We start from the raw sequence: 26,686 nt of genomic DNA, 5'->3' as shown, positions 1-26,686 counted from the left end.
CGGTATCGCGCCTGTCTCTGCAAAAACGACTTCTTATTTTTTCACCGCCACAGTAGCAAATTGACGGTATTTTATGTCTTGTGCCGTAAACCCTAACGGAATATTGAAAAGCATCGGTTTTAAAGATCGGCTGCCATTGATTCCTTCATGAGACAGCACGCGGTAACCGGCATTTTGATACATTTTTAAGATGCTTTTTTTGGTAAAAAAGCGTACGTGGGTTCGATCGAGTATGCCTTCATCGGTATAATCCCATTCCCCCTTAAAGAGTATTTTGAAAAAGGTTCGGAAGTACCGAATATTCGGAATAGAACTAATCACGCAACCCTGAAGGGTAAGCTTCGTTTTCATGCGCTCCAGTACCGAATACGGATCCAGTAAATGTTCTAAGACATCATTGAAATAAATCACATCAAAATAGCCTTCCGGAAGGTCTTTTATGGCGCCTTCTACCGAAGAAATAAACACGGTATCTAATTTCTCTTTTGCTAGAGCGCCAAATTGTTCCATGGGTTCAATGCCCCATACTTCTGCACCTGAGACACGTTTGATCTCGGCTCCAAAAGCACCATTGCTGCAGCCCACGTCTAAAACGCGTTGCACCTTCGCGGGAAGATATGCCAACATTTCGGGACGTTGGTTTTCGTAATAATCTTGTGGTTTATTAACGTAATCGAGTCCGTCTGGTATGCTAGTCATTAGTTTCGAATAATAGTAACGGTGCCGTCGTTCTTTAATTTGATGATGCTGGAAGGCGTACCCCCTTTTTTGTTCTGATCAAAAGATACGACATAATCTACAGCCGACTTAATTTCCGAAGAAATTTCGGCAAAATGATGGGGCGTGGGCTTCCCACTAATGTTCGCAGAGGTAGAAACCAACGGAGTTCGCAATTTCTTAATGAGTTGCTGGCAAAAGGCATTCCGCACCACGCGAAAGGCCATAGACCCGTCGGGAGCGATCAAATTTTCGGCGATGCCTACAGGCTTGTCGTAAATGATGGTGGTTGGTTTTTGCGCGTATTTCATGATATCATAGGCGGTTTCAGGAATGTCATGCACAAATTGTTCTAGCATTTTAAAATCTGAAACCAAACAGAGTAATGCCTTTTGTTCATCCCGCTGTTTTATTTGATAGATTCTGGAAACGGCATCGGGCTGTGTGGCATCACATCCCAGTCCCCAAACCGTATCGGTAGGGTAGAGGATCACACCACCACGTCTCAATTCCTTATAGGCATTCTCAATATCGGGTTTCATAGGGTTGGCTTAATAGAATGATTTTTTAGACTGCTGTTCCACAGTACGGGGAGTAAATATCGCTTTTTGGGCTTCAATAGAAACACGAGGCCTAAATAAAATTTTATGATCAAAAGTACAAAGACACCTCTGGATTTTTTGATGACATGAAAATACGAACGATAGCTTTCCATGCTCAGCGCAGGTCTCGGTTGGGTGCTCGCCCCTTGATGATGTTCTATTTTAGCGTCGGGTACAAGCATGCTGCTATAGCCTTTTTCACGCAATCGGTGACATATATCCATTTCTTCAAAATATAGAAAAATTTCTGTGTCAAAGCCGCCGGCTGCTTCAAATGCCTCTCTTCGGAAGAATAAAAAGGCTCCATTTACCCAGTCGACTTCAATTGGTTGAGCATACTCTTGTTTGCGTTTTGGATATCGTTTCGGAAAGACCGTCTCTAAAAATCCACGTCCCAGTAAGAGACGGCGCAGCCCTTTGTTATGATCAAAAGACGGAACAAACCTCCCATTTTGGTCGTAGTTTTGAGCCGTAGCAACGCCAACCTTGGGGTGGCTTCCCAGGAATTCGTGTAGCCTGGAAAGGCAGTCATTCAGCAAAAAAGCATCATTGTTCAAAAACAACAGATAGACCCCTTTTGCTTGTTGGAACCCAAGCATGTTACCTCCTCCAAAGCCTGTGTTCACTTCGCTTCTGATCAATTGAATACGATCATCATTGGGCAATTGATCGGCTAATTTGTTGTAATCTTCTTCTTCCGAAGCATTATCCACCACAATAATTTCATAGGGCAGTGATTCTGCGGTTTCTCGCTGGACAGCCGCCACACTTTGCACCGTGTAGGCGGCCGTATTGTAGTTGATAATGATGATAGAAACCGTGGGCATAGGGTGTTATTACGATACGAGTTTTTGGTACACGTTCAAATACTCGGCTGCGGTCTTTTTCCAATCAAATTGTTTGGCACGCGATTGATAATATTCTGTGTAAAACGATTTTTTCTCTTGATATTGCTGCATTCCTTTTTTGAAGACCGAAACCATATACTGTACCTCAAAATGATTCCAGTAAAAGGCGTGTTCTCCGCCAATTTCCGGAAGCGAGGTATTGTTAGAAATAAAAATAGGCTTTCCGAAGTGCATGGCTTCCAGTGGAGGAATACCGAAGCCTTCTCGTTTCGACGGAAACAAAAACGCCTCACAATGCGCCAAATAGTATTGCTTGTGGGCTTCACTAATTTTTCCAGGAAGGTGCACCCGATCGTCCAATTGGTGATCGGTAATGCGTTTCCGAAGCGTATCGGCATAGACCGACGTATTGTTTCCGGCCAGGACCAGGTGGTACTCCGGCAAGTAGCGCATCATATCTACCAGCGTTTTAAAGTTTTTGCGATCGGTAAAGTCGCCTATTGAAAAAAGAAAAGGCTTTTTAGGAAGTATTGTAGGCTCTGGAAGACTTTTCACCGCAACCTCCGGGATAGTGTTTCCGTTGTAGATTACGTATTGCGGAATGTTGGGAACGTCAAAATGCTGCTGAGTGTCTTTTTTGGCAAATTCTGAAATATAGATGATCGCATGACAGCGTTTGAGTTTTTTTTCAAATTGGGCGCGGAGTTTCTGCCGCATGTGTTCGGAGCCTTCTTTTACAAAGTGAATATCGTGCACTGTTAAGACATACGGCAACTGAAAGAAGGGTTCAATCTTAATGTTTTGATTCAGACTGTGCCAAAGGTGGTATTTCTTTTTGATTCGGAAGGGTTTATGCCGTGTTAACGACCGATATTTCCGATAGCGGAAGGTCTTGCCAAATTCTTTTTTCCATCGGGATACATTCTTCACGTGCAGGGTGATACGCCACCCCGAAAGGTCCTGCGCTGCCAACCCTTTGATGAGATGATAGTTGTATTGTCCGAAGCCCGAATACGGGTTTTTGAGATTGTGCGATTCTAAGAAAATACGTTTCATAGTCACTCAATTTTGCGGTACAATAGCCAGAGGTGAATATAGCGTTTAAAAACGGTAAACGCATTGAGGTAGGCGAGTACGAAGCCTTCTTTTCCATCCAAAATGCCCAGCCTGATGATGTATTGATGCCAAAAACGATACCAGGGCCGCACGATAAAATGGATCCATCGGGCGCGCTTGTCTTTCTGAAACATCATCACGGCCTTTAACTTGCTGTATTGATGGAGCTTGGCGGTGTATTGATCGAAATCGCGATAGGTGTGGTGGGGGAGCACTTCTTTAAAAGTAGCCACTTTTCCCTGTGCTTTGATGGTTTCGTGAACCAAACTACCATCATAGCGACAATGTGCTTTCTGAAACAGCCGAATCACATAATCGTTTTGAAACCCGCTATATTTCAATCGTTTTCCCATAAAATACAACACTCGCTTCACCCTATAAGCAACCGCTTCAGGTTGGGCTACTTTTTGCAAGATTTCTTCTTTTAGCGACAGAGTGATTTCTTCGTCGGGATCAAAAAAAACGATCCACGGATGCTTGGCCTGCTCGATGGCAAAGTTCTTCTGATCGCTAAAGTTTTTAAAAGGACGTTCTATCAATTGCGCCGTAGGATGCTGGCGAACAATTTCCTGAGTGCCATCTGTACTAAAAGAATCTACAATGATGATCTCATCGGCAAAATCTAGTTGCTTCAGAAATCCTTCGAGCACTTGGGCTTCATTCTTTGTGATGGCGAGGGCCGAAATAAGCGGACGGGTATTCAAGTGCGTTCAAAATTTGAGTAAAAGTACATATTTTAAAACGATTAGAAACGGCCCATTTGTGAGGTTAATGCTTCTTGAAAACCCTAACGAATTCCACGGCGTAATAAGATGAGCTTCGCATAGCGCTGAAAGACGCCATAGGCATTTATTCCGGAGATTACCAATCCCGGAATCCCATCGCGAAACCCGCCCCGTAAAATGTAGGAGCTAAAGAAGCGGTACGTAGGTTTTAAAAACATGAGCCAGAGGGACGGTTTTTTTCCTTTTTTATGTAACTGCTCTGCCTGAAACCAGGCGTATTGTTCTTTCTTCTTAATAAAATGGTTCAATCCTTTGTAGGTAAAATGCAGCACAGGGTTTTTCAATTTTCCTACAGCACCATTGCAGTGCAGCTTCTCGTGTACGAGTCCGCTGAAATACGCCCCGTCCCTGCGTACGAGTCGGAGTACCTCATTATTGTGATGGTAGAGAAAACGATTAATAAAAAAATGCGGAAAGTTGAGTTTGTACCCGTAATAGGTTGTTGACGCTATGGCGCCTTCTATTTCCAGTTGAAGGGAATGGGTAATGCGTTCATCGGCATCGAGAAACAACACCCAATCGCCGGTGGCTTGTTCTAAGGCAGCATTCTTTTGATTGGAAAAATTGTCGAATTTCCGTTCGATGATTTTCGTTACCAGAGGTTTGGCTTTCAGAAGGGTATCATCTTCACTGAAGGAATCGATCAAGATGATCTCATCGGCAAACTGAACCGATTGTAATGCAGCTTCCACATAGGCAGCTTCGTTATAGGTGGGAATTATGACTGAGAGCCTGGGCATGGGGTAAAGATACCCTGTTTTTCTTCAAACTGAAAAAGAACCGTACCTTTGTTGAGAATCTAATTGCCGTGATCGATACTTCCATAATTATCAGTACGTACAACAGCGAAGCCTGGCTTCAAAAGGTGTTGTGGGGCTACAACAATCAAACCTATCGCAATTTTGAGGTCGTAATCGCCGATGATGGCTCTAAAGCGGCGACGAAAGAACTGTTGGATGCCATGCGGGAAGAACTGTTTTATCCAATAATTCATGTCTGGCACGAGGATCGCGGATTTCAGAAGTCGCAAATCCTCAATAAATCGATTCTGAAATGCAGTGCTCCGTATATCATCATGAGTGATGGCGATTGTATTCCAAGAAAGGATTTTGTGGAGCAACATGTGAAATTTAGAGAGTTAGGCTATTTCTTGTCGGGTGGTTATTTTATGCTTCCGATGGACATTTCAGAAGCGATTGGCAAAGAAGATATTTATGCCGAGCGTTGTTTCGATGTGCAGTGGCTTAAGGAGCAAGGATTACCATCATCGTTTAAAAACAATAAACTGAGTGCCGGTGCAACCCGAGCTAGTTTACTGAACACCATTACGCCTACCAACGCCAGTTGGAATGGTCATAACGCCAGCGGCTGGAAGGAAGACATTCTCGCCGTAAATGGTTTCGACGAGCGCATGCAGTACGGTGGGCAAGATAGAGAGCTCGGCGAGCGACTTATCAACTACGGAATTCACAGCAAACAAATTCGCTACAATGCGGTAGTGATCCATTTAGACCATCCCCGCGGGTATAAGAATGAAGAATCCATTGCAAAAAACAATGCCATCCGAAAGGAAACGCGCGAAGGCGGGAGTCCGTGGACCGAACACGGCATTCAGAAAGGACCGCAACCCGTACCCTCTTAACCTATTCTATTTCTTGTGCATACCCAAGTGATGCTCCATAAACGGAGCGAGTGAAGCGATAATCAATTCAGGCGTTAATAATTGATACAATTTCTGCGGATTCGCTTCTACTTTTTTTCGTTCCTCTCGTGAAAACTGTGAATAGGCTTCCGGTTTTTCGTCTCGCAGATGGATGGATTTATGCATAACGCCATCTTCAAAAGTCGCCCAATGCGCTTTGTGAATAAAGGGAGAATAGACGGTAAAGGTAGGTTTGTTCAGCGCTTTTGCTATGTGTACACTGCCGCCTTCATTGGCGATCAGCAGCTTACATTGGTTCATGAGTCGTATAAATCCGCGTATGCTGTTTTCGTAAATGTCAAGTTCAATTTGTTCTTGATGCGCACACTGTTCATAAATGCGCTTTGCTTCGGCCTTTTGGTGAGGAGCGTAATTGAAGAGCACAGTCACCTGATAGTGTTCTGTAATCCAGTCGACAATACGTGCGATATAAGGGTAGGGCATCGATTTGTTGGGAGTGCTGCCCAGCACCCCGAGCATCAACACCGGTTGTTGGATATGGGCAATGGCATCGTACTGTTTTTCTTCGGAAGTGAGGTAGATCTTCGGCACTTCATCTGGGGTCTTCAACAAAAACACATCGCTCACCATATGTACCCGATCTTCGATCGCCTTTCCGCAGGGCTTGCTACCTTGTTCCAAAAAACTGATAGGATGGGTATAGAACGGAAGCTTTAATTGTTTGTGCGCCCGTTTGAGTCCGATTCGATACTCGGCACCACTACACAAACACATCATTCTGCTTTGAAATTTAGCGTATGGATCGAAGATGATATCGTAGTTGTCGCGCCGTACTTTCCGTAGGGTTTTCACCAAATTGGGAAGCTTCTTCAGCCAGGCTTCGGAAATACGGATAATGTGATCGATGTTTGGGTTTTCTTCAAGAACACCGGCGGTATAATCGTAAACAAAGTAAGTGATTTTACTTTCCGGGAACACTTTTTTGATGTTCTGGGCAATCACCGAACTGATGAGCACATCGCCAATTCGTTTGTTCTGTATTACGAGTATTTGTTTCATATAAGTTACCTTCGCAAAGTATCTTTTTTTTCTTAGTTATTAAAATGTAGGATGAAGGAAACCTTCCGCGTACACCCGGATTTTAAATCGATTGCTCCCGAAATTCAGACGGCCATCAACTCCTTTGAGACGGCTGGCGAATTTTTGGTGGAAGAAGGAAGAAATCAAATTAAGAAAATCGCCATCGAGGGGACGTACTACACCTTTAAAAAATTCAAGACGCCGAATGCTTTTCAACGTTGGGTGTATCAATATTTTCGGAAAAGCAAAGCGAAGCGCTCGTACGAATATGCCATCCGACTTATAGAAAGCGGAATTAAAACACCCTTCCCGGTGGCGTATCAAGAATGCTTTGACGGTGGCTTACGGGAGAGTTTTTATATTTCACGCTATGTGGATTACGATCTCGATTTTCGAGTTTTGAATCACAACCCCAACTATCCCAGGCGGAAGGAAATTTTAGCGCAATTTGCTGCTTTTACGTTCGAACTCCATGAAAAAGAGATCAATTTTTTGGATCATTCTCCGGGTAATACCTTAATTCTTAATAAGGAGGATAACACCTATGATTTTTATTTGATCGATCTGAACCGAATGCGGTTTGAAAAAATGTCTTTAGAGAAACGGATGAAAAACTTCCGAAGGCTTTGGTTGTCAAAAACCATGATCAACATTATGGCGCCGGTGTATGCCAAGTTATATGGGGCAACTTCAGAAAAGATCCATGAATTGATGACGGCTTACAGTCGCGCATTTCAGAAAAAAGGCAATGCTAAGAAGTTGCGCCGCCGCAAGCGGAAACGAAATGGCTAAACCGCTACGTCATATTCGCGTAGCGCGTCGTTCAAGCTCGTCTTCTTGTTGGTGCTCTCTTTTCGCTTGCCTATAATTAACGCGCAAGACACCTGAAATTCTCCGGCCGGAAATTTCTTGGTATAACTTCCCGGAATGACTACCGAGCGAGCAGGAACCCGACCTTTCATTTCCAACGGTTCGCTACCGGTCACATCAATGATCTTGGTGGAAGCGGTAAGCACTACATTCGCACCAAGCACAGCTTCTTTTTCTACGCGAACGCCTTCTACCACGATCGATCGAGACCCAATAAAAGCATTGTCTTCGATAATCACAGGTGCGGCCTGTAAGGGTTCCAGAACGCCTCCAATACCCACGCCGCCGCTTAGGTGCACATTCTTACCTATTTGAGCACAACTTCCTACGGTGGCCCAGGTATCTACCATGGTGCCTTCATCCACGTACGCACCAATGTTGACGTAACTAGGCATCATAATAACACCTTTGGAAATATAGGCGCCATGACGTGCTACGGCATGTGGGACCACCCGAATTCCTTTTTCTTGATATCCTCGTTTTAAAGGGATCTTATCGTGATACTCGAAGATCCCTGCTTCTAAGGTTTCCATCTTTTGAATGGGAAAGTATAAAACCACTGCCTTTTTGACCCATTCATTCACCTGCCAACCCGCTGCGGTAGGGGCCGCGCAACGCAAACTTCCTTCGTCCAGAAGGTCGATGACCGAGCGAATGGCATCAGTGGTTTCAGGTTGGGAAAGGAGCGATCTGTCGTTCCAGGCGTTCTCAATAATGGGTTGTAGGTGATTCATGAAAAGTGCTTTGCCACAAAGATACTTCAAGCGCTTGTAAATAAGAAGCTTTTCTAGCATAGGAGCAAACAAACCTGTATTTTTGCAAGGAATATGGGACGTATCCTCGCGATTGATTACGGAACAAAACGCACCGGTATCGCAGTGACCGACGAGTTGCAAATGATAGCCTCCGGTCTTACCACAGTGCCTACGGAAACATTGCTTGATTTTCTGAAGAGTTATTTGGAAACAGAAGAAGTAGTATGCGTACTGGTAGGCGAACCCAAACAGAAGGATGGGACACATAGTGAGGTGGAAAAAGACATTCAAGGGTTTCTGAAGCAATTGAACAAGCGGTTTCCGAACATGCCTATTAAGCGTGTTGATGAGCAGTATAGCAGTAAGCGCGCGTTTCAGACGATGATTGACAGCGGACTTACAAAGAAGCAGCGACGGAACAAGGCATTGATTGATGAGATCAGCGCCACCATTATTCTGCAGGATTACCTGTATAACCTTTAAAAAAATTGTATGATTTTACCTATTGTGGCGTACGGAGATCCCGTACTTCGAAAAGAAACAGAAGATATCAGCTCAGACTACCCTAAACTGGATGAACTGATTGAAAATATGTTCGAAACCATGTATGGCGCTAGAGGCATCGGTCTCGCCGCTCCGCAAATCGGACTCCCCATTCGGTTGTTCATTGTAGATGCGACGCCTTTTGAAGATGATGAAGATCTTACCGAAAATGAACGCGAGGTCGCTGCCACGTTTAAGAAAGTGTTTATCAATGCGCAAATGATTGAAGAGGTGGGTGATGTTTGGGCCTTTAACGAAGGTTGCTTGAGTATCCCCGATGTAAATGAAGACATCTTTAGACGCCCCAAGATTACCATGGAATACTATGATGAGAATTTCGAGAAACACACACAAACCTTTACCGGAATTGTCGCTCGAATTATTCAACATGAATACGATCATATTGAAGGGGTGCTGTTTACCGATAAATTATCGCCCTTAAAAAAGCGATTGATCAAAAAGAAATTAGCTAATATTTCCAAAGGAAAGATCGATATCGGATATAGAATGAAGTTTCCGATGGCTAAAAAGAAACGTTAAGGGAGTTGCATTTGTAGTGGGAAGCCATCATATTTGCAGCCGAATTAAAAAAGAAGTATGAGTTTAGAGAAAATTTTGACGATTAGCGGAAAGCCCGGATTGTATGAACTAAAGACCAGAACCCGCAGCGGATTTCTGGCAGAGTCCTTAAGTGACGGCAAGAAAATTAGCGTTGGGGCACGCCACAACGTAAGCTTGCTGTCTGAAATCGCCATCTATACCTTGACCGATGAGGTCCCCTTGAGACAAGTATTTACCAAGATTCATGAACAAGAAAAGGGCGGCCCGGCCATTAGCCATAAGGCTCCTAAAATCGAGTTGGAAGAATACTTTTTTAAGGTAATGCCCGACTATGACGAGGACCGAGTGTATGCCAGCGATATTAAGAAGATCGTACAATGGTATAATTTGCTTCAGAAGAATGGCCACACGCAATTTTTAGACACTTCAGAAGAAGAATAAACAAAGATCGTGGGAACACCCCCTTCCAGAAAAGACCAATTAGCAGCATTCGATCGGTTGTTGACCATCATGGACGAGTTGCGTGAGCAATGCCCATGGGATCGAAAGCAAACGATGGAATCGCTACGGCATCTAACCATCGAAGAAACCTACGAATTAGGTGATGCCATACTCGAAAACGATCTGGAAGAAGTAAAAAAAGAGCTAGGGGACCTGCTCCTACATATTGTCTTCTACGCAAAAATAGGGAGTGAGACAAATGATTTCGACATGGCCGATGTCGCTAATGGTATTTGTGACAAACTGATTACGCGACACCCTCACATCTACGGCGATGTAGAAGTGGCCGACGAAGAGGAGGTCAAAAAGAATTGGGAAGCGCTGAAACTCAAAGAGGGAAAGAAAAGTGTCCTCGAAGGGGTGCCTCAGTCCCTTCCGGCATTGGTGAAGGCCAATAGAATTCAAGATAAGGTGGCGGGAGTGGGATTCGACTGGGAAGAGCCGCAACAAGTGTTTGAGAAACTAAAGGAGGAACTGGAAGAATTACAGCACGAAGTTTCCGAAGCAAATACCGATGCAATAGAGCAAGAGTTTGGAGATGTATTGTTCTCTATGATTAATTACGCGCGCTTTTTGAACGTCGATCCAGAAAATGCCTTGGAACGTACGAATAAGAAATTTATCAAACGGTTTCAGTATTTAGAGCAACAAGCGCAAAAGAAAGGGATTTCTCTTAAAGACATGAGTTTATCTGAGATGGACATCCACTGGGAAGCCGCTAAAAAACTACCTTAACGCTCAAATACCACGATACGCCCGTCGATAGTTACTTCAGAAAAAGGCGTATGCGCCGCTATCCATTCTAAATTTTCTTTTTTGTAAAAGATGACATGCGTAGGATCGTCTTTGTAGTACCAGATCTTAAAATGGGTTGTGTCCACGTCTAAATCGGTTTTACAAATAAGCGATCCTCCTGGTTTTAGTAGCTTATATAAGTTTTGAAACTCTTGAAGCGGTTGATGAAAATGTTCAATCACTTCACAACAAATAATACCGTCGTAGGTGTCATTCAACAGTTGCGCATTGGGGGCGAAGAAGGGATCGTAGCAGGAAACCGAATAGCCCTTATCCGTAAGCAATTTTGCCACCACCGGACCTGTACCTGATCCAAAGTCTAGCAGTTTGGCAGTAGTGGGAAAGCGATCGAGGATAACGTCTACTACGGGCTTGGCAAACGCTTGATAATGTGGGTCTGCCGTATCGTTATTGTGTTCTAAGTAACGGGCTTTTTCTGCCTCGGGTGCTAAGAAGGTCGCCGGATCTCGAAACGGACTCCCGCACTGCAGGCATTCGAAGAACCGATGGTATTTGGACTCAAAAAACAGCTGTGTGGTCGTTGCCCGGCAGAGGAGGCAGGGCGGACCTACTCGCTTCGGATCTTCTTTATTTTTTTCAACTTGGCCTTCCACACTTCTAATTGTTCTTTGTGCTTTGCGATGTTTTTATGTACTTCACGCACCAAAGGATTGTCGTCGTCTACATGCTGAAAAAAGCCGAGATTGTTTTCTAATTGTCGAATTTCATCCTGAACCTCCTTGATCTTTTTGGAGATAAAGAAATGCTCGTTCTTTAATTTGCGCTCGTCTTCTTGTGAAACCATTGCGTTCACCTTGTTGTCAAAGCGAATGAGTTCCGAATCTTTCTTGCTTACATCTAATTTTTTGAAGAGCCCGTCTAATACCTTGTTAAACTTTCGGTCGATATTTCGTTTTTTGTAAGGAACACGACCAATGTCTTTCCAAGTGGAAATCATTTCCTTAATGGTACTCAGATCATCTTCATGAGACCCGCTTAGTTCTAAATTAGAAACCTTCTCGAGCAAGGCTTCTTTCTTTTCTAGATTTTCGTTTTCTTCAGCGCTGGCTTCATTTTTCTTGGCGTGTAAGCGGTCGAAATAGTGGTTGCAAGCCGACTTAAAAGCTTTCCAAATACTGTCGCTATGCTTCCGCGGTACGTGCCCGATTTTTTTCCAGTCACTCTGAATTTTCTTCATAAGCGGCGTCACCGTATCAAAATCATCACTGTCTTTATTGGCTTCCGCAATAGCTACTAGTTCTTTCTTCTTCTCCAGATTCTCGAACTGCGCTTTTTTCTGCTCTTTGTAGTACGAATTCTTCGCGCGGTTAAATTGTCGCGTTGCTTCCTTGAAACGTTTCCATATTTCTTTATTCTTAGCTCTGGGAACCCGTCCAGCCGCAAAATAGGCGTCGCGCAGCGCCTGAACTTCCTTGATCGCCTTTTGCCATTTTTGATGGCTAGGATTTTCCAGCTTTTTCTGCGCCTCAATTTTTTTAATGATCTCTTCTTTGATGAGGTAGTTTTGCTCATAGGCTTTTTCTTCCTCTTCAATAAGCGATTGACGTTTGTCGTGTATTACTTTGGTCGCTGCGCTGAATTTATCCCAAACTTCATCGCGATACTCCTTCGCCACAGGACCTACTTCTTCTTTCCACATCTTGTGGAGCATTTGTAATTCTCGGAAGGCCTTTTTTACATCTTTTTGTTGCGAAAGTTCTTCGGCTCGGCCTATCAACTTAAGCTTTTGATCGAGATTGTGTTTAAAATCTAAATCGCGAAACTCTCGATTAAGGTGTAGGAAATCGTAGAAGTTTTCTACATGGTGATGATAGGTGTTCCATGTTAGGTTGTACTTATCACGCGGAATAGGACCGGCGGTATGCCAGCGCTCCTGAATGTCTTTAAAATGCTTGTAGGTGGTATTGATGTTTTCTTCCGTTCCTAACAAGCCTTTTAGTTCTTCGATAAGTTCATTTCGCTTTTCGAGATTGGCATGGAGATCCCGTTTGAGATTCTTATAGTATTTGTTTCGTTTTTCTTTGTAATCGAAATAGAGCGAATTAAATTCTTTTTTAAGGGGAGTGGTGTAATAGAAGTCGATAATGTTTCCGCCTTCTGCCAAGAATTCTTCTTTTTTGGCGGCTACTTCTTCATCAAACTGGGCATTGAACTCAGATCGAATCTCGTCCACATCATTTTTGATGGCCTGAACGGGTTTGTCATTCAGCAGTTTTTTGAAGGCTGCGATCAGCTCTTTTTTGGATAGATCGTGATAATCTACCGAATCTTCTTCCTGATCGTCATCTTCCTCATCATCGTCTGATGAGGCAATTTCTTCTTCGTCTTCCGCACCGGTATCCTCCTCATCAAGATCGGCATCGGTGGTCGCTTCCGGGTTTTTCTTTTCGGCGGTTGGTGGTTCCTTCTCCTGGTGTTCAGTAGCTTCTTCCACCATGGCATTTTCTAAGGTAGCTTCTTCGGAAGGAGTATCTGTAGCGGCTGTTCCGGACGCGTTATCCTCCTCCTTTAAATGCTTGGGGGTAGCTTCGGAAGCGGACGCTTGTGGATCGTTTGAAGGCGTTTTTTCGTTTTCTTTTTCGGGCAATTCTTTTTCAGACATTTTTTTCAATGTTACGGTTCGTCAACAATGGGGTAATATACTATTTGTAACCCAAACGGCAAAGCGTACCGTTTTATTTTGAAGGCTTCAAACTCCTTTTGAACGCCAGATAGATAAGGCTTTGAGGGCTTGTTGTTCTAACATCACACGTCCATTTGAAATACGAGCTCCCTGCGCATACCCTCGTTTGAGAAATTCGGTTTGTGGCGGATTGTAGATCAAATCGAATAAAACGTGGTCTTTGGAGATAAAGTGATAGGGTATTTTAGGACAGGCAGTGATATCAGGATAGGTTCCTAGCGGGGTGCAATTGATGATGAGGAAATGGTTTTTCATCACATACTCACTGAGGTCCTGATAGGTTAGGAGCGACTTTGAAGGGGCTCTGGTAACGCGTTGATACGAAAAATTAAGCGTGTCCAGTACATAGGCTATGGCCTTAGAAGCACCACCCGTTCCCAAAATCAACGCGGTTTTATCTTTAATGGGCAAAAATGGGATGAGTGCCTGAGCAAAACCATAATGATCGGTATTGTAGCCCGATAGCTTGCCGTTCTTTAGCACTTTGATGGTGTTCACAGCCCCAATTTTCATAGCTTCCTCATCCACCCGGTCGAGTAAGGGAATGACTGTTTCTTTATACGGAATGGTCACGTTCAGCCCCTTTAATCCGCGTAGGTCGTTAATGATTTCGGGAAGTAGCTCAATGCAGGCCAAATCGAAATTCTCGTAGGAATCTTTACGACGCTCTTCTTTGAATTTTTCGGTAAAGAACTGTTTGGAAAAAGAATAGTCGATGTTCTTTCCTACCAATCCGTATTTAGCCATGGGGACGCGATTTCTTTTTGTAGTACAGGTCTAGACTTAATACCAGTCCTATTCCCACAAAAATAAAGAAAACCGCTAGAACATTGTCGAGCGAAAATTCTGAAGGCCAATAGCGATTGTAGCCACTAATAATCTCCATTCCGTTGGCGTCGTACATGACCGATCCGTTGGGGTCGCGCTGAAGCAATTTTGTTTTCCAAGGCCAAACAACCCCAAGCGATCCTGTAATAAAGCCAATAATGACAGCATACGTGGCCTTTTTAAAATGCTTGAGTACATAGGCCAGCACATGAGAGAGCGATACAAGTCCAACCACCGACCCAAGAGAGAACACGGCCAGCACCTGGAGTAATTCTAAGCGAACGGGATCGCTAACGAAGTCGAAACTCCACCGAAGGATATCGGTAATGGTGTCGAACAGCGCATTTACCGCGTCTACTAATAACAACACATAATTGCCCAACAAGATTAGTATAAACGAGCCCGACAAGCCCGGGAGGGTCATTCCCGACACGCCAATGATTCCGCAGAAAAAAACAAACCAAAGATTACTGTTTTGTTTGGCGGGTTCTAAGAAGCTAATACTAACCCCAGCGATCACCCCTAAGAGCAGATAGCCAAGATATTTTCTGTTCCACGCTCCAAAATCTTTAGCGACATAATAAATAGAGCCGATAATCATTCCGAAGAAGGCGCTCCAAACCCACAGTTCAAAATGCACGATCAAATAATCCAGAATTTTCGAAACGCTGAAATAACTAATTACCATTCCTAAGATGAGCAATCCCAGAAACCGACCGTTGATGTAGCGAAAGAAACTTCGAAATCGACCGTTGAAGAGTAAGGCAAAGGCCTTGGTGTTAATCTTTTGAAGCGAGTAAATGAATTCCTCATAAAAGCCGGCTACAAAGGCTACCATCCCACCTGAAACTCCGGGAACCTTGTTGGCTGCTCCCATAGAAAGCCCCTTGATCACTAGCCAAACCTTATCACTAAATGTTCTCGGTTCATGCTGTATCATAGTCGGATGGCTTTTGAACCGCTAAGCGCTCCAGAAGGAAAATACTAAAAAACCCAACGATCATGAGGGCAACCGCAGCTAACAATTGCGGGTCATCGGGATACTGTGTTGGCCAGATGCTTTTTTCTAAGAAAGGCACCTCTTCTCCATTGTGATTCATGCGATATTGAAGCACTTCTTTCCAAGGCCAAATTTTGTTTAAGGCACCTACCATAAAGCCGGTAAGTATGGCGAGAATTAGGTTTTTATGATGTAAAAACATCCAATTCAAGACGCGAGAAAAGACTTTAAGTCCCACGACCGCGCCCAGAGCGAAAATAGCAAGTCGTAACGCGGCATCCGCAAATAGGCTCCAATTACCGTTAAAGGCTCCTTCAAGTAAATTACTCAAGGTGCCAATAACGCCGGTATAGGCTCCTAAAAGCAATAGGATAAAGCTGCCGGAAATCCCGGGAAGTATCATTGCAATGATCGCGATAAACCCTGCAACGAATAAAAACCACATGCTAGAGGGAGAACCCATAGGCTCTGAAATGGTAATGAGATATGATACCACCACAGCCACCAAAAGCGCCAAACCGGTAAGGATGTTCCATTGGTTCACTTGTTTGCCCACATACACGATACTCGCTATGATAAGGCCGAAGAAGAACGACCAAACCAAAATAGGGTGGTGTGTGAGCAGCCAGGAAATTAGCTTGGCTAGCGATAGAATACTTATGAGTACTCCAGAAAACAGGGCCGTTAAGAAGGGTAAGTTATAGGCGCGCCATGCTGTTTTAAAGCTGTGATGTTTCCAGATCTTAAAAAAACCGAGGTCTAATTTATGAAGGGTCTCAATGAGTTCTTCGTAGATCCCTGAAATAAAGGCGATGGTACCTCCAGAAACACCCGGAACCACATCGGCGGCGCCCATAGCGAGACCTTTAGCAGTGACAACTATTAACTGAAGTAGGGAACGTTTGGGCATAGGGTGCGATGGTTGCTATGCTCAAAAGTACATATTTTAAACAGAAGGGTTTTTGTGTTGCGCGATAATTTCCTGTACCCGCGCATTTTCATAAACAGACGGAAAAAGTTCTTCCAGTACTATGATGTATTCGGCGTCGTATTTCAGGGCATTACGCAAGTGGAAAATTCCTTTTCGTTCTTCGTTCGTAGCAAAGAACAAGCCTGCGAGTCTATATTCAATTTCTGCGCTTTCCGAATAGAATTCGATCGCCTGAAAGAGATTTGTGATCGCTGCTTTAAATTCTCCTAAATGGATCAATATATCACAACGTGTTAACCAGGTATCCTGCTCGTAATTTCCTAATTCAAGGGCTCTACGGTATCCCTGCTCGGCCTCTTCATAAAGGTTCAAATGATTGTTGATCTTAGCGTAGCGTTTCCAATACAACACATTTTCACTATCAATATGAATGGCTTTGTCTATGTAATAGAGGGCTTTCTGATAATTTTTCTTTCGGAAGTAATAATCGGTAATCGCAATCCAACCTTTGTCGAGTAAGGCATCCTCTTCCACACATTTGGTGTAAAACTGAAGGGCAAGTTCATCTTTCCCAAGCTTCTCGTAACATTTTCCAATGCGCAGTAGTGCAAAAGACGTAGGATCATCTAAGCCCAAGGTGATACTGTAGCTTTCAATGGCGTCTTCATAGCGTTTAAGACGTTCCAACACCTTTCCTTTTTCAAGATAGGCGCCAATAAACTGGTCATCACTAATAATCGCAAAATCATAGGCAGCCAGCGCTTTCTGGTAGTCTTTTAGCGTGTAATATTGCTTTCCGACCTGATGCCAGGCGACTTCGCAATACGGGTTCTTATTTAAGAAATCGTTGAGGTAATCAATGGCCGCTTCGTGCTCTTCCAGATAATCAAAGCAGTAAACAATATTGTAGAGCGCCGAATAATCAGATTCGTCTTGCTCTAAACATTTCATGAAATAGTACTTCGCATTTTCGAAGTCTTCGAGGAATAGATATTCCATGCCGATCAAGGAAAGCACATCGGCTTCGTCGCTGGTAATTTCTAAAGCCTGTTCCAGGAGTTGGATGGCTTTGGAATGTTCATCCCTACGGGAATAGATGTTGGCCTTCTGAATATAGACTTCATCGTTAAAGCGCTCCAAGACGTAGAGGTCATCTAGCAGGGCTTCCGCAGTATCTAGTTCATTTTCAAAAATATGCATCTCAACCTGAAAAAGCTTTAAGTTCGTCGCTGTTGGATGCTGTTCCAAACCTAGCTTCGTGGCTTTTTTGGCCAAGGCGATTTTCCCGTTCTCCAAGTAATACTGAATGATATTCTCGAACTCTTCAGAGTCGAAGAAATACACATTATTAGTCTTTAACATGGATTCAAACCGGGAAAGAGAAAAGTTGTTATGCTCGTTAGGGCTTAATTGCATACGCAAGTGTTAACGTTACTTTCTAATTAAAGATACTAATGTAAAAACAAGTTCAAGAGTCATGCCCTTTTTGTTGTTAACAGCCTTATCAACACTAAACATGGCTGTAAACGACTGTTAAATAAGGGGTTGTAGTTATCGCTTCTCTTTCTGGATACTGTCAAGCACCTCTGTAATTATGGCGCATCCTTTCAGTAGCTCTTCTTCGGAAAGTGTTAAGGGGGGCGTAATTCGTACGGCTTTGGGTTCAAATAACAACCAAAATAAGATCAATCCACAAGCTTTGCAGCGTAAGATTACCTCATTGGCAATGGCGTCAGATTTCATGATCAGAGCGAGCATCATGCCTTTCCCACGAATCTCCTCAATGAGCGGGTGTTGCAGATGTTCGCGGAATAGTCGTTCTTTTTCTAGCGTCTTCGGAATGAGATTCCCTTCCACCAAGGTGTTGAGAGTGGCTAGTGCCGCTGCCGAAATGACGGCATTTCCGCCAAAGGTGGTAATATGTCCTAGTTTCGGATTGTCTTTCAAGAGGGCCATATGCGCTTCTGAAGCGGTAAAGGCACCAATGGGGAGTCCGCCGCCCATTCCTTTGCCCATAACCAAAATATCAGGCACTACGTCGAAGTGCTGAAAGCCAAATAGGGTACCCGTTCTTCCGAAGCCGGGTTGGATTTCATCCAGAATAAGGAGGGTTCCGGTTTCTTCGCAGCGCGCTTTGATCTTTTGCAGAAACGAATTCGCAGGCATGATGAATCCGGCCCCTCCCTGAATGGTCTCTAAGATCACGGCTGCGGTTTTCGTGGTAATGCGTGCTAGCGCCTTCTCGCTGTTAAACCGAATGGCATGACAATCGGGAAGTAGGGGAGCAAACGGCGTCTTTCGAGCTTCATATCCCATCACACTTAGCGATCCAAAGGTATTCCCGTGGTATGCTTTTTCTGCGTATAATAATTCACTACGACCAGTCACACGTCTTGCAAGCTTGAGCGCTCCTTCAATGGCTTCTGTTCCGCTGTTTACTAAATAGGTAGCCGACAAGGGTTCGGGCAGCACTTCGGCCAGGCGTTTCGCTAATTGTACAGAAGGCTGCTGAATGTATTCTCCATACACCATGACGTGAGCGTACTTCGCCATTTGCTCATTCACCGCTTGGATGATTGCAGGATGTGCATGGCCTAGCGGACAAGCAGAAACGCCTGCTACGAAGTCAAGGTGCGCGGTTCCGTCGGTATCGTAAATGTAACTTCCTTTGGCATGCGATACTTCCATCGCCAAAGGATGCGGCGTGGTTTGCGCTTGATACGTAAAGAAATCCTTTTTCATTGGTCTTTCTTTGGAGTCAGTTGCCTTGGATCCGGGGGTCGTTTTTGTTGTGTCGAATCCAATTTCGGTCGCGTCATCGGTTTTGGGTCGTCTTCCCGATTCTGCAAATCTTCCGGTTTTAATTTGGAAATTTCAGGAAGCAATAGCTCCTCTTCAGGAACATCTTCGAAGAAAGCTCCTTCGTCCTCAGGCAGTGGAATACCTCGAATTTTAGGAAGTACAGGCTTCGGTTTCCCTTGAAATAGATCGGCCACGGTAAACAAACGTTCTTCACCGCGCCAATTGAAACCAGGAAGGATACGGGCATTGTTTGGAAATTCAGAAGGAGGGTATATCTTACCCGGTACTTTTTTCACGAAGCGAATTCCGGTAATTTGCTGATTTTCCAGATACATCTGTATGCTACTGGAGGTGGTGTTGTCGATCCCTACGAGCTCCCCTTCATCATCCCTAAAGAAGTAAATGGCTTCCGTATTCTTAATAATATTAACGGTGTCTAATTGGTTATTGGTGAACAGCCCGATGAGTCGCTCTCCTTTTACCTGATTGTAGCCACTACTATCTATTTGAATCAAGAACGCATTGTTAAAGACCTTCAAGGTATCTAACTTTTCGGTCTTTTTATTGGAAAGAATGTGTATGGTATCTCCGGTCATTTGGTTCTCGCCATTCCATAGTACCGGATCACGCAATAGTTTGGTAATGCCAGCTTCCTGATCTACGTAGATCGAATCACATTTTCCACTGGTGGGTGCTTCGGAAGGAAGTCCGGGTTTAAACATGCGCGCCCGGTAGAAGCCTTTAATGATCCGCCGTTCGGGTTTCCCGGTTACTTGCAAGGTGTCGGCATGTATGTAAATAGAGTCGTTGTCCCGAAGCGTTACCGCCACCGCCCTTTTGGTGATAAATACCGAATCTTTCTCGCGGAATACTTCGGCATAATGCCCCCGAATAATACTTTTGTTTAGCGTGTCTAATACTTTGATGTTATTGGTAGCGGAAGCGAAACTCTTATTCCGATCGAAATAGATACTATCGCCATAGAGCGTTCTGTTGTCATAATCGACCCTGGAATTTTTAACGAAATATCCCGTATCGCCTCGCGTATCGTAATACCCTCGTTCACAATAGACCGTGCTGGTTTCGCTCACTATAGTAGACTCACCGTATAAGTACGCGCCTCCCGTTTCTGAGTAAAAATCTAATTGCTCTGAATTGACGGTGTACTTCGGATTGACGATTTTGACCTTCGACAAGAACTGATACTTCTTACTTTCCGCATAATAGCGGCCAATCCTGCTGGTAAGGGTGCTTGCCGTATCGCGAACGGTACCGCCGGTGCGGTAGTAAGCTTGTTGTTTTACCCGATCAAAGTAAAGGGTGTCGGTTCGAAGGGTTGTTTTGGGTTCCGTAAGCACTACGTCGCCACTGGCAAAGGCAAAAGAAGTGTTTCCGTTGTACTCCCCGTATTTACTACGCATGGTCACGGTGTCGCCCTGCGTTAAGCGAACGTTTCCGTAGGCTTTTACAAAATTATCATTGAGATAGACATAGGCCTGATCACACCACATTTCCACGCCTTCATGGACAATATATACTTGTCCCGATGTGTCTTTCGTATAGATAATAGCGTTGGGAAATTCGGGCTTTTTTTCGAGGTAACCCGATTGTACCGAAACTTTGGTGGTTGAAATAGTATCTTGAACCTGTGCCACAGATGTTTTCATTCCGAAAAGGAAGAAAACACTCAGCAACATATATTTCATAGCATTCAGCACCGTATTCTAGATAACGCCTTTCATCGAAGGCTATTGTTTCCTTATCGATGAATGGTCTGGGTTCTGTCGGGTCCTACCGAAACGATCTTGATAGGAGTTTCCAGTTCTTTCTCTAAGAACGCGATATAATCGTTCAATTCCTTCGGAAATTGATCAACGCTGGTCATTTTCGTTAAATCTTCTTTCCAACCGGGCATTTCAGTGTAGACCGGAGTAACATTCTCTGCTTCGATATTATACGGAAGGTGTTTGATCTTCTCGCCTTTGTAATTGTAGGCTGTGCAAACTTTCAGCTTATCGAAACCGCTTAACACGTCGCCTTTCATCATCATCAATTGGGTCACGCCGTTTACGCGTACGGCATATTTTAAGGCTACAAGATCTAACCAGCCACAACGTCTAGGTCTACCGGTGGTCGCACCAAATTCGTTTCCTACTTTCCCCATGGTAGCACCGTATTCGTCGAACAATTCGGTAGGAAAGGGGCCGCTTCCTACACGGGTGGTATAGGCTTTAAAGATTCCGAACACCTCCTGAATTTTTCCCGGAGCCACTCCCAGTCCGGTACACGCTCCGGCAGCCGTAGTATTTGAAGAGGTTACAAAAGGATAAGTTCCAAAGTCAATGTCTAGTAAAGAACCTTGAGCGCCTTCCGCGAGTATCGTTTTTCCGTCACGTTGCGCCTGATATAGATACTCCTCGCTGTCAATAAAGGTAAGTTCCTGTAAGGTTTCAATGGCGTCAAAGAACTGTGCTTCCAACTCGGCCAAATCATATTGAATATCTACATTGTAGAAATCGATCATGGCTTCGTGCTTATTTGCTAACGAACGATATTTATCGCGCCATCCGTCCATTTCTATATCGCCCACTCGGATCCCGTTCCTACCGGTTTTATCCATGTAAGTAGGGCCAATACCTTTCAGCGTACTTCCAATTTTAGCCTTCCCTTTAGAAGCTTCGGAAGCAGCGTCAAGCAAGCGATGGGTTGGTAAAATAAGATGCGCTTTTCGCGAAATAAGCAGTTTCTTTTTGATGTCGATGTTGAACGGCTGAAGGTTATCTAGTTCTTTCTTGAAAATCACCGGATCGATCACCACGCCATTTCCTACCAAATTGATGGCATCGGGATGGAAGATACCACTGGGTATGGTGTGTAACACGTGTTTAATTCCATCGAATTCGAGGGTGTGCCCGGCATTGGGGCCTCCCTGAAAGCGTGCGATTATATTATAATTCTTGGTTAGAACGTCAACGATTTTACCTTTTCCTTCGTCGCCCCATTGAAGGCCTAACAGTAGGTCTACAGCCATAATTTAATTTGAATTGGAAGATTTTCGATTTCCGTAGAAATACAGCGAATGGTTGGTGATCTCAATATCGAAAACCTCTTCGATGGTTTTTTTAATACTTTGAATTCTGGGATCGCAGAACTCGATCACTTCTCCGTTTTGAAGGATTACGTGGTCGTGTTGGCGATCGAAATACGACTTCTCGTATTGCGCCTGCTTTTCTCCGAATTGATGCTTGCGTACGAGTCCGCATTCCAACAACAACTCTATGGTGTTGTAGAGTGTGGCCCGACTCACTCGATAATTCTTGTTTTTCATATCGAGGTACAAAGATTCGATATCGAAATGGTCGTCCTGATCGTAAATTTCCTGTAAAATCGCAAATCGCTCGGGTGTTTTACGATGCCCTTTTTCTTCCAGATAGCCCGTAAATACATTCTTTACGATCGCCTGGTTATTCATGTCGGTCTTAGAACTCATACGTTGGGCAAATTTAGCGAATTATGCGCGCGTAACTTTATCTATTCCGTTTATTTTTTTGATTCGATTCACCAGATCGTTCAAAATCGACTTGTTTTTGACGACGACTGTGATTTTTCCTGTAAAGACACCGTCATCACTATCAAAATGCACGCCGCGCATATCAATATGTAAATTGTTAGACACTACTTTGGTCACCTCGTTTACCAATCCCATGTGGTCTATTCCTGTAATGATGAGTTGCGCTTTAAATTCTTCCTTGGTAGAATCGATCCATTTCGCTTTCATGATGCGGTAGCTGTAATTGCTTTGCAACTGCAGCGCATTCGGGCAGTTTTGCTTGTGTACTTTGATCCCGTCATTGACCGTCACAAAACCAAACACATCATCCCCGGGTATGGGGTTGCAGCAATGTGACATCTTGTAATCCAGCTTTTCTTCCTCTTTTCCGAAGACTAGTTGATCGTATTTTTCTGTGAATTCTTCTTTATTAATTTCTTCAGGATCGTTGGGTCTGCGAATTCTGTTTTTAAAGAAATTGACGAAGGCATTGCTTCTGGAGGAGGCAAAATCTTTCAATTTTGGATTATCGATAATCCCGGCGCCCACACGATAGAACAGGTCCAGACTGGTTTTGAGCTTAAAGTACACCACCAGTTGGTTCACCGTTTTTTCGTCTAGCGTGATCTTGAGAGATTTGAGCTTTCGCGCGAGAATCTCTTTGCCTTCTTCGGCTATTTGTTTTTGCTCTTCTTTGAGAGACGACTTTATCTTAGACCGCGCCCTACCTGTGGTGACATAATCTAACCAGTTGGCGGAAGGTTTGGCCTTTTCGGAAGTAAGCACTTCCACCTGATCGCCGCTTGTTAGTTCATGGCTAAGCGGAACCAGCTTTCCGTTCACTTTAGTGCCACGGGTTCGGAGCCCGATTTCGGTATGTACCTGAAACGCAAAATCTAAGGCGGTGGCATGCTTCGGAAGGGAATACAAATCGCCCTTGGGTGAGAACACAAAGATCTCCTTGGAATAGAGGTTCAATTTGAACTCTTTCACAAAGTCGACGGCACTAATCTCCGAATTTTCTAAGGTATCCTGAAGCTTGTTCAGCCAGTCTTCGAGTCCGCCATCATCCGCGCCTTTATTTTTGTATTTATAGTGGGCCGCGTATCCTTTTTCTGCGATCTCATGCATGCGTTCGCTTCGAATTTGAACCTCTACCCAACGCCCCTTGGGTCCCATTACGGTAATGTGCAAGGCTTCATAGCCGGTAGATTTAGGCGAAGAGATCCAATCACGCAGACGCAAGGGGTTGGGCCTAAAATGATCGGTTACGATCGAATAGATTTTCCAGGCGAGAAACTTTTCATTGGCGGCGTCACTTTTGTAGATGATGCGGATGGCGAACTTGTCGTACACCTCATCAAAGCTCACATTTTGCGCCATCATTTTTTTCCGAATAGAGAAAATGGATTTTGGACGTCCTTTGATTTGATAGTTCAGGTGCTCTTGATCTAAGGACTCCTGAATGATATTAGTAAAGGCTTTGATATACGCGTCTTGCTCTTCCTTGCTTTCTTTGATCTTGCTAAGAATATCGTCGTAGACTTCGGGTTCGGTGTATTTGAGTCCAAGATCCTCCAGTTCTGTCTTAATATTGTAAAGGCCAATTCGGTGTGCTAAGGGAGCGTAGATGTACAGTGTTTCCGAAGCAATTTTAACCTGCTTATGCGACGGCATGGAATCCATAGTTTGCATATTGTGAAGGCGATCGGCGATCTTTATGATGATCACCCGAATATCTTCATTGAGGGTGAGCAACATTTTTCGGAAATTCTCTGCCTGAAGCGAAACGTCTCCATCGTAGGGCATGTTCGAAATCTTGGTAAGCCCATCGACGATGCGGGCTACCGTTTCGCCAAACATTTGCTCGATATCGGCCAGTGTATACACCGTGTCTTCCACGACATCATGTAGTAGCGCTGCGGCAATTGAGGTAGCATCCAAACCAATTTCAGAAGCGACGATCTTAGCCACTGCCAAAGGGTGGAAAATATAGGCCTCCCCAGATTTACGACGCTGGTCTTTATGGGCGTCGACGGCAACGTCGAAAGCACTTCTAATGAGTTTTTTATCCTCATCAGTAAGCAATCGATAGCTGATGCGTAAGAGTTCTTTATACTCTTTCGCAAGTTGTTTTTTTTCTTCTTCTAAAGCAGCTTCCGTCATAGATTAAAAGTACAATTTCCCGTTTAATTGACCAATTTATTTTACGTTCCCAAAGAGCAATTTTCTTCCGCTAAATCCTTGACAACTATATCACTTTTATTCCTTATTTTGCTTCGGAAGCCGATTGCAAATCGATTCGTTCTCGTGTGAGATAGGTACCTTCTTCCAGCTCGCAAATGTACGCCACCAGAGCTTCCCGAAGTTCGCAGTGCAAATTCCATGCTGCATTCACATCTTTAGCACTGCACAAGGCTCTTAGTTGAATGGATTTATCGCTGGTATCTACTACTTGAAGGACAGGCGGACTCTCACGATCCCATTCTTCCGAAGCTTCTAAAAGTTCTTCAAATTTTTGACGCACCTTCGGAACGTCTAGACGGTAATCGGCATGAATGACGATGGGTCTAATTTGATGGGAACTGGTCATCGACCAATTTTCAAAGATGTTCGAAATCACCCACTTTAACGGAATTACGAGTCGGCGTAAATCCCAGGTTCGCACCACGAGGTACGTAAAGCCAATTTCTTCCACATGACCCCATTCATCCTTGATAATGACGGTGTCGCCCACCCGAAGTGGACGTGTTATCGCAATTTGGAGTCCGGCGAAGATATTACCCAGGGTATTTTGCGCAGCAATACCCAGAATTACAGTAACCACTCCGGCCGAGGCGAGCAGCGATATCCCTACTTTTTCCAGGGCTCTGAACTGTGAAATGATGATATAGCCTCCAATGACCACGATGGCAAAGGTCACCACACGTCTCGCGACCGAAATATAAGTGAGCATCTTTCGGGCTTCTTCGTTTTCTTCTTCGGAAACATCCCCAATCTTGTTTTCGGCGATGTAGGTCATTAGATAATCGACAAAACTGGTGACAAACCAGGTCACTGATCCAATCATCAAAACGATAAGGCTGGTATAGACAATATTCGCCAGCCCCCCCGAGAGTGAGATCAACTGATCTAAGGTGACATAAAAGAATAAGGTTCCGAAAAGAAGTCCCGCAGGTCGTGCCAGTTTGTTGGCAATATGGTTGATCCAGATTTTTTTGGAACGATGAAAAAGCTTTCGGAACAAATAGGTTAGCACTCTTCCGAAGAAATACGCCAACAATAACAGAATGAGGGTTCCTGCCACCTTCCAGACCGGTATTCCTAAAAAAGTGATCCGCGCCCAATCGGGCATCATCAGATCTAATTTACGCGGCCCGTATTCCTGGTATAAGGGTTCAATATTGTCAACCGTATTGGCAGAAATTAACCATAACGCACCGTAGTCTTTGTAGCGCACCCGTTGCACCCGAAACACAATGTCGCGATCTCCCAATGCTACTTCGCCAAAAACCACGCTTCTTCTGGGCTTTCCGGCGATGGCTTGATTGGTGGTGGTGCTAATGTCTACTTGTCCGTCGGGTCGATCGGACACGCCATCCCAATTGATATTGGTTCGCTGATTAATAACAAAGTACAGTTTCTTCGCCAGGGTGATCGCATCTTCCTCGGTAAGCGTTTTAGGCATTAAATTGAAGTTCATGGCGTGGATGGCGTCCTGAAAATCGTTGTTGCGGGCGCTCAGCACAAAATGTTCTAAGGTAGCCTGTGGGGTACGAAGGTTAAAGCTCGTAGGAGGGAGGCCAATTTGATCGTTCAGTCGGTTGACCACGTAGTAGGCTTCATTGTAATCACTTAGCGGGTTGGTGTAGAATTCATCATTCTTATTTACCACGCTATCTTTTGAGGGAAGCCCCATTTCTTTAGAAATAGAATCTTTTACCTGTGCGCACATCGGGATGGGGGCGCTACTAATAATGAAGAGAAAAAGGAGCGTTGCGAAATATTTCATCCTACTAAAATACGCAATTCCTT

At 44.2% G+C, this 26,686-nt stretch carries 26 protein-coding genes; 6 read left to right on the top strand and 20 right to left on the bottom strand.

What is annotated here, in order from left to right:
* Positions 1-33 precede the first annotated feature (33 nt).
* The 6 genes from PO830_RS02450 to PO830_RS02425 form a co-directional block, all read right to left on the bottom strand.
* A complete protein-coding gene (locus PO830_RS02450) occupies positions 34-699 on the bottom strand; it encodes a class I SAM-dependent methyltransferase (protein ID WP_272851944.1) in 666 nt (221 codons plus the stop codon).
* Positions 699-1,259, bottom strand: coding sequence for an L-threonylcarbamoyladenylate synthase (locus tag PO830_RS02445; RefSeq protein WP_272851943.1), 561 nt, complete (start codon positions 1,257-1,259; stop codon positions 699-701). Before PO830_RS02445 ends, PO830_RS02450 begins: the two co-directional genes overlap by 1 nt.
* Positions 1,256-2,146, bottom strand: coding sequence for a glycosyltransferase family 2 protein (locus tag PO830_RS02440; protein ID WP_272851942.1), 891 nt, complete (start codon positions 2,144-2,146; stop codon positions 1,256-1,258). The genes PO830_RS02445 and PO830_RS02440 overlap by 4 nt, the downstream gene beginning before the upstream one ends.
* 9 nt (positions 2,147-2,155) lie before the next feature.
* A complete protein-coding gene (locus PO830_RS02435) occupies positions 2,156-3,223 on the bottom strand; it encodes a glycosyltransferase family 4 protein (RefSeq protein WP_272851941.1) in 1,068 nt (355 codons plus the stop codon).
* A 2-nt stretch (positions 3,224-3,225) separates the two neighbouring features.
* Positions 3,226-3,987, bottom strand: a complete 762-nt coding sequence (locus PO830_RS02430; RefSeq protein ID WP_272851940.1) for a glycosyltransferase family 2 protein — start codon at positions 3,985-3,987, stop codon at positions 3,226-3,228.
* An 83-nt stretch (positions 3,988-4,070) separates the two neighbouring features.
* The gene (locus tag PO830_RS02425) at positions 4,071-4,808 is read right to left on the bottom strand and encodes a glycosyltransferase family 2 protein (RefSeq protein ID WP_272851939.1); all 738 of its coding nucleotides are present in this window, start codon (positions 4,806-4,808) and stop codon (positions 4,071-4,073) included.
* Between the two features lie 62 nt (positions 4,809-4,870).
* On the opposite strand from PO830_RS02425, the gene PO830_RS02420 reads away from it, so the two are divergent.
* Positions 4,871-5,710 (top strand): glycosyltransferase family 2 protein, encoded by an 840-nt coding sequence (locus PO830_RS02420; protein WP_272852020.1) that lies wholly within the window; start codon positions 4,871-4,873, stop codon positions 5,708-5,710.
* Positions 5,711-5,716: 6 nt separating this feature from the next.
* Here PO830_RS02420 and PO830_RS02415 read toward each other — a convergent pair whose 3' ends face one another.
* The gene (locus PO830_RS02415; protein WP_272851938.1) at positions 5,717-6,790 is read right to left on the bottom strand and encodes a glycosyltransferase family 9 protein; all 1,074 of its coding nucleotides are present in this window, start codon (positions 6,788-6,790) and stop codon (positions 5,717-5,719) included.
* A gap of 51 nt (positions 6,791-6,841) precedes the next feature.
* Between PO830_RS02415 and PO830_RS02410 the strand changes: the two genes are divergently transcribed.
* Positions 6,842-7,603 carry a lipopolysaccharide kinase InaA family protein gene (locus PO830_RS02410; protein WP_272851937.1) on the top strand — a complete coding sequence of 254 codons (762 nt, stop codon included), beginning with the start codon at positions 6,842-6,844 and terminating at the stop codon, positions 7,601-7,603.
* Here PO830_RS02410 and PO830_RS02405 read toward each other — a convergent pair.
* The gene (locus PO830_RS02405) at positions 7,600-8,415 is read right to left on the bottom strand and encodes a 2,3,4,5-tetrahydropyridine-2,6-dicarboxylate N-succinyltransferase (protein ID WP_272851936.1); all 816 of its coding nucleotides are present in this window, start codon (positions 8,413-8,415) and stop codon (positions 7,600-7,602) included. The genes PO830_RS02410 and PO830_RS02405 overlap by 4 nt on opposite strands.
* 93 nt (positions 8,416-8,508) lie before the next feature.
* Here PO830_RS02405 and ruvX point away from each other — a divergent pair, with 93 nt between their 5' ends.
* The 4 genes from ruvX to mazG are packed head-to-tail and all read left to right on the top strand — an operon-like array spanning position 8,509 to position 10,776.
* Positions 8,509-8,919 carry a Holliday junction resolvase RuvX gene (ruvX, locus tag PO830_RS02400; RefSeq protein WP_272851935.1) on the top strand — a complete coding sequence of 137 codons (411 nt, stop codon included), beginning with the start codon at positions 8,509-8,511 and terminating at the stop codon, positions 8,917-8,919.
* Between the two features lie 9 nt (positions 8,920-8,928).
* A complete protein-coding gene (gene def / locus PO830_RS02395) occupies positions 8,929-9,519 on the top strand; it encodes a peptide deformylase (protein WP_272851934.1) in 591 nt (196 codons plus the stop codon).
* A 57-nt stretch (positions 9,520-9,576) separates the two neighbouring features.
* On the top strand, positions 9,577-9,981 hold the full coding sequence (locus PO830_RS02390; RefSeq protein WP_272851933.1) for a DUF5606 family protein: 405 nt from the start codon (positions 9,577-9,579) through the stop codon (positions 9,979-9,981).
* Positions 9,982-9,990: 9 nt separating this feature from the next.
* Entirely contained in the window at positions 9,991-10,776 is a 786-nt protein-coding gene (gene mazG, locus PO830_RS02385) for a nucleoside triphosphate pyrophosphohydrolase (RefSeq protein ID WP_272851932.1), read from the top strand.
* On the opposite strand, the gene PO830_RS02380 is transcribed toward mazG, so the two are convergent.
* The 12 genes from PO830_RS02380 to PO830_RS02325 form a co-directional block, all read right to left on the bottom strand.
* On the bottom strand, positions 10,773-11,450 hold the full coding sequence (locus PO830_RS02380; RefSeq protein ID WP_272851931.1) for a class I SAM-dependent methyltransferase: 678 nt from the start codon (positions 11,448-11,450) through the stop codon (positions 10,773-10,775). The genes mazG and PO830_RS02380 overlap by 4 nt on opposite strands.
* Complete coding sequence (locus PO830_RS02375) at positions 11,405-13,459, bottom strand: DUF349 domain-containing protein (protein ID WP_272851930.1); 2,055 nt, start codon at positions 13,457-13,459, stop codon at positions 11,405-11,407. Before PO830_RS02375 ends, PO830_RS02380 begins: the two co-directional genes overlap by 46 nt.
* 87 nt (positions 13,460-13,546) lie before the next feature.
* The gene (locus PO830_RS02370) at positions 13,547-14,287 is read right to left on the bottom strand and encodes a shikimate dehydrogenase family protein (RefSeq protein WP_272851929.1); all 741 of its coding nucleotides are present in this window, start codon (positions 14,285-14,287) and stop codon (positions 13,547-13,549) included.
* Positions 14,280-15,308 (bottom strand): DUF368 domain-containing protein, encoded by a 1,029-nt coding sequence (locus PO830_RS02365; RefSeq protein ID WP_272851928.1) that lies wholly within the window; start codon positions 15,306-15,308, stop codon positions 14,280-14,282. Before PO830_RS02365 ends, PO830_RS02370 begins: the two co-directional genes overlap by 8 nt.
* Positions 15,295-16,278, bottom strand: coding sequence for a DUF368 domain-containing protein (locus PO830_RS02360; protein WP_272851927.1), 984 nt, complete (start codon positions 16,276-16,278; stop codon positions 15,295-15,297). Before PO830_RS02360 ends, PO830_RS02365 begins: the two co-directional genes overlap by 14 nt.
* A 36-nt stretch (positions 16,279-16,314) precedes the next feature.
* Entirely contained in the window at positions 16,315-17,715 is a 1,401-nt protein-coding gene (locus PO830_RS02355; protein WP_272851926.1) for a tetratricopeptide repeat protein, read from the bottom strand.
* Positions 17,716-17,850: 135 nt separating this feature from the next.
* A complete protein-coding gene (locus PO830_RS02350; RefSeq protein ID WP_272851925.1) occupies positions 17,851-19,041 on the bottom strand; it encodes an aspartate aminotransferase family protein in 1,191 nt (396 codons plus the stop codon).
* Positions 19,038-20,807: an OstA-like protein gene (locus tag PO830_RS02345; protein ID WP_272851924.1), complete on the bottom strand. Its 1,770-nt coding sequence runs from the start codon at positions 20,805-20,807 to the stop codon at positions 19,038-19,040. Before PO830_RS02345 ends, PO830_RS02350 begins: the two co-directional genes overlap by 4 nt.
* A 53-nt stretch (positions 20,808-20,860) precedes the next feature.
* Complete coding sequence (locus tag PO830_RS02340) at positions 20,861-22,132, bottom strand: adenylosuccinate synthase (protein ID WP_272851923.1); 1,272 nt, start codon at positions 22,130-22,132, stop codon at positions 20,861-20,863.
* A 3-nt stretch (positions 22,133-22,135) separates the two neighbouring features.
* A complete protein-coding gene (locus PO830_RS02335; protein WP_272851922.1) occupies positions 22,136-22,591 on the bottom strand; it encodes a Fur family transcriptional regulator in 456 nt (151 codons plus the stop codon).
* Positions 22,592-22,612: 21 nt separating this feature from the next.
* Positions 22,613-24,817 (bottom strand): RelA/SpoT family protein, encoded by a 2,205-nt coding sequence (locus PO830_RS02330; RefSeq protein WP_272851921.1) that lies wholly within the window; start codon positions 24,815-24,817, stop codon positions 22,613-22,615.
* Between the two features lie 103 nt (positions 24,818-24,920).
* On the bottom strand, positions 24,921-26,663 hold the full coding sequence (locus PO830_RS02325) for a mechanosensitive ion channel family protein (RefSeq protein WP_272851920.1): 1,743 nt from the start codon (positions 26,661-26,663) through the stop codon (positions 24,921-24,923).
* Between the last annotated feature and the right edge of the window lie 23 nt (positions 26,664-26,686).

The organism is Altibacter sp. HG106, from assembly GCF_028561755.1.
In the GTDB taxonomy this organism is placed as follows: Bacteria; Bacteroidota; Bacteroidia; order Flavobacteriales; family Flavobacteriaceae; genus DFVG01.
The sequence above is the reverse complement of the archived record's forward strand: the minus strand, read 5'-3'. Positions and strand labels throughout refer to the sequence as shown.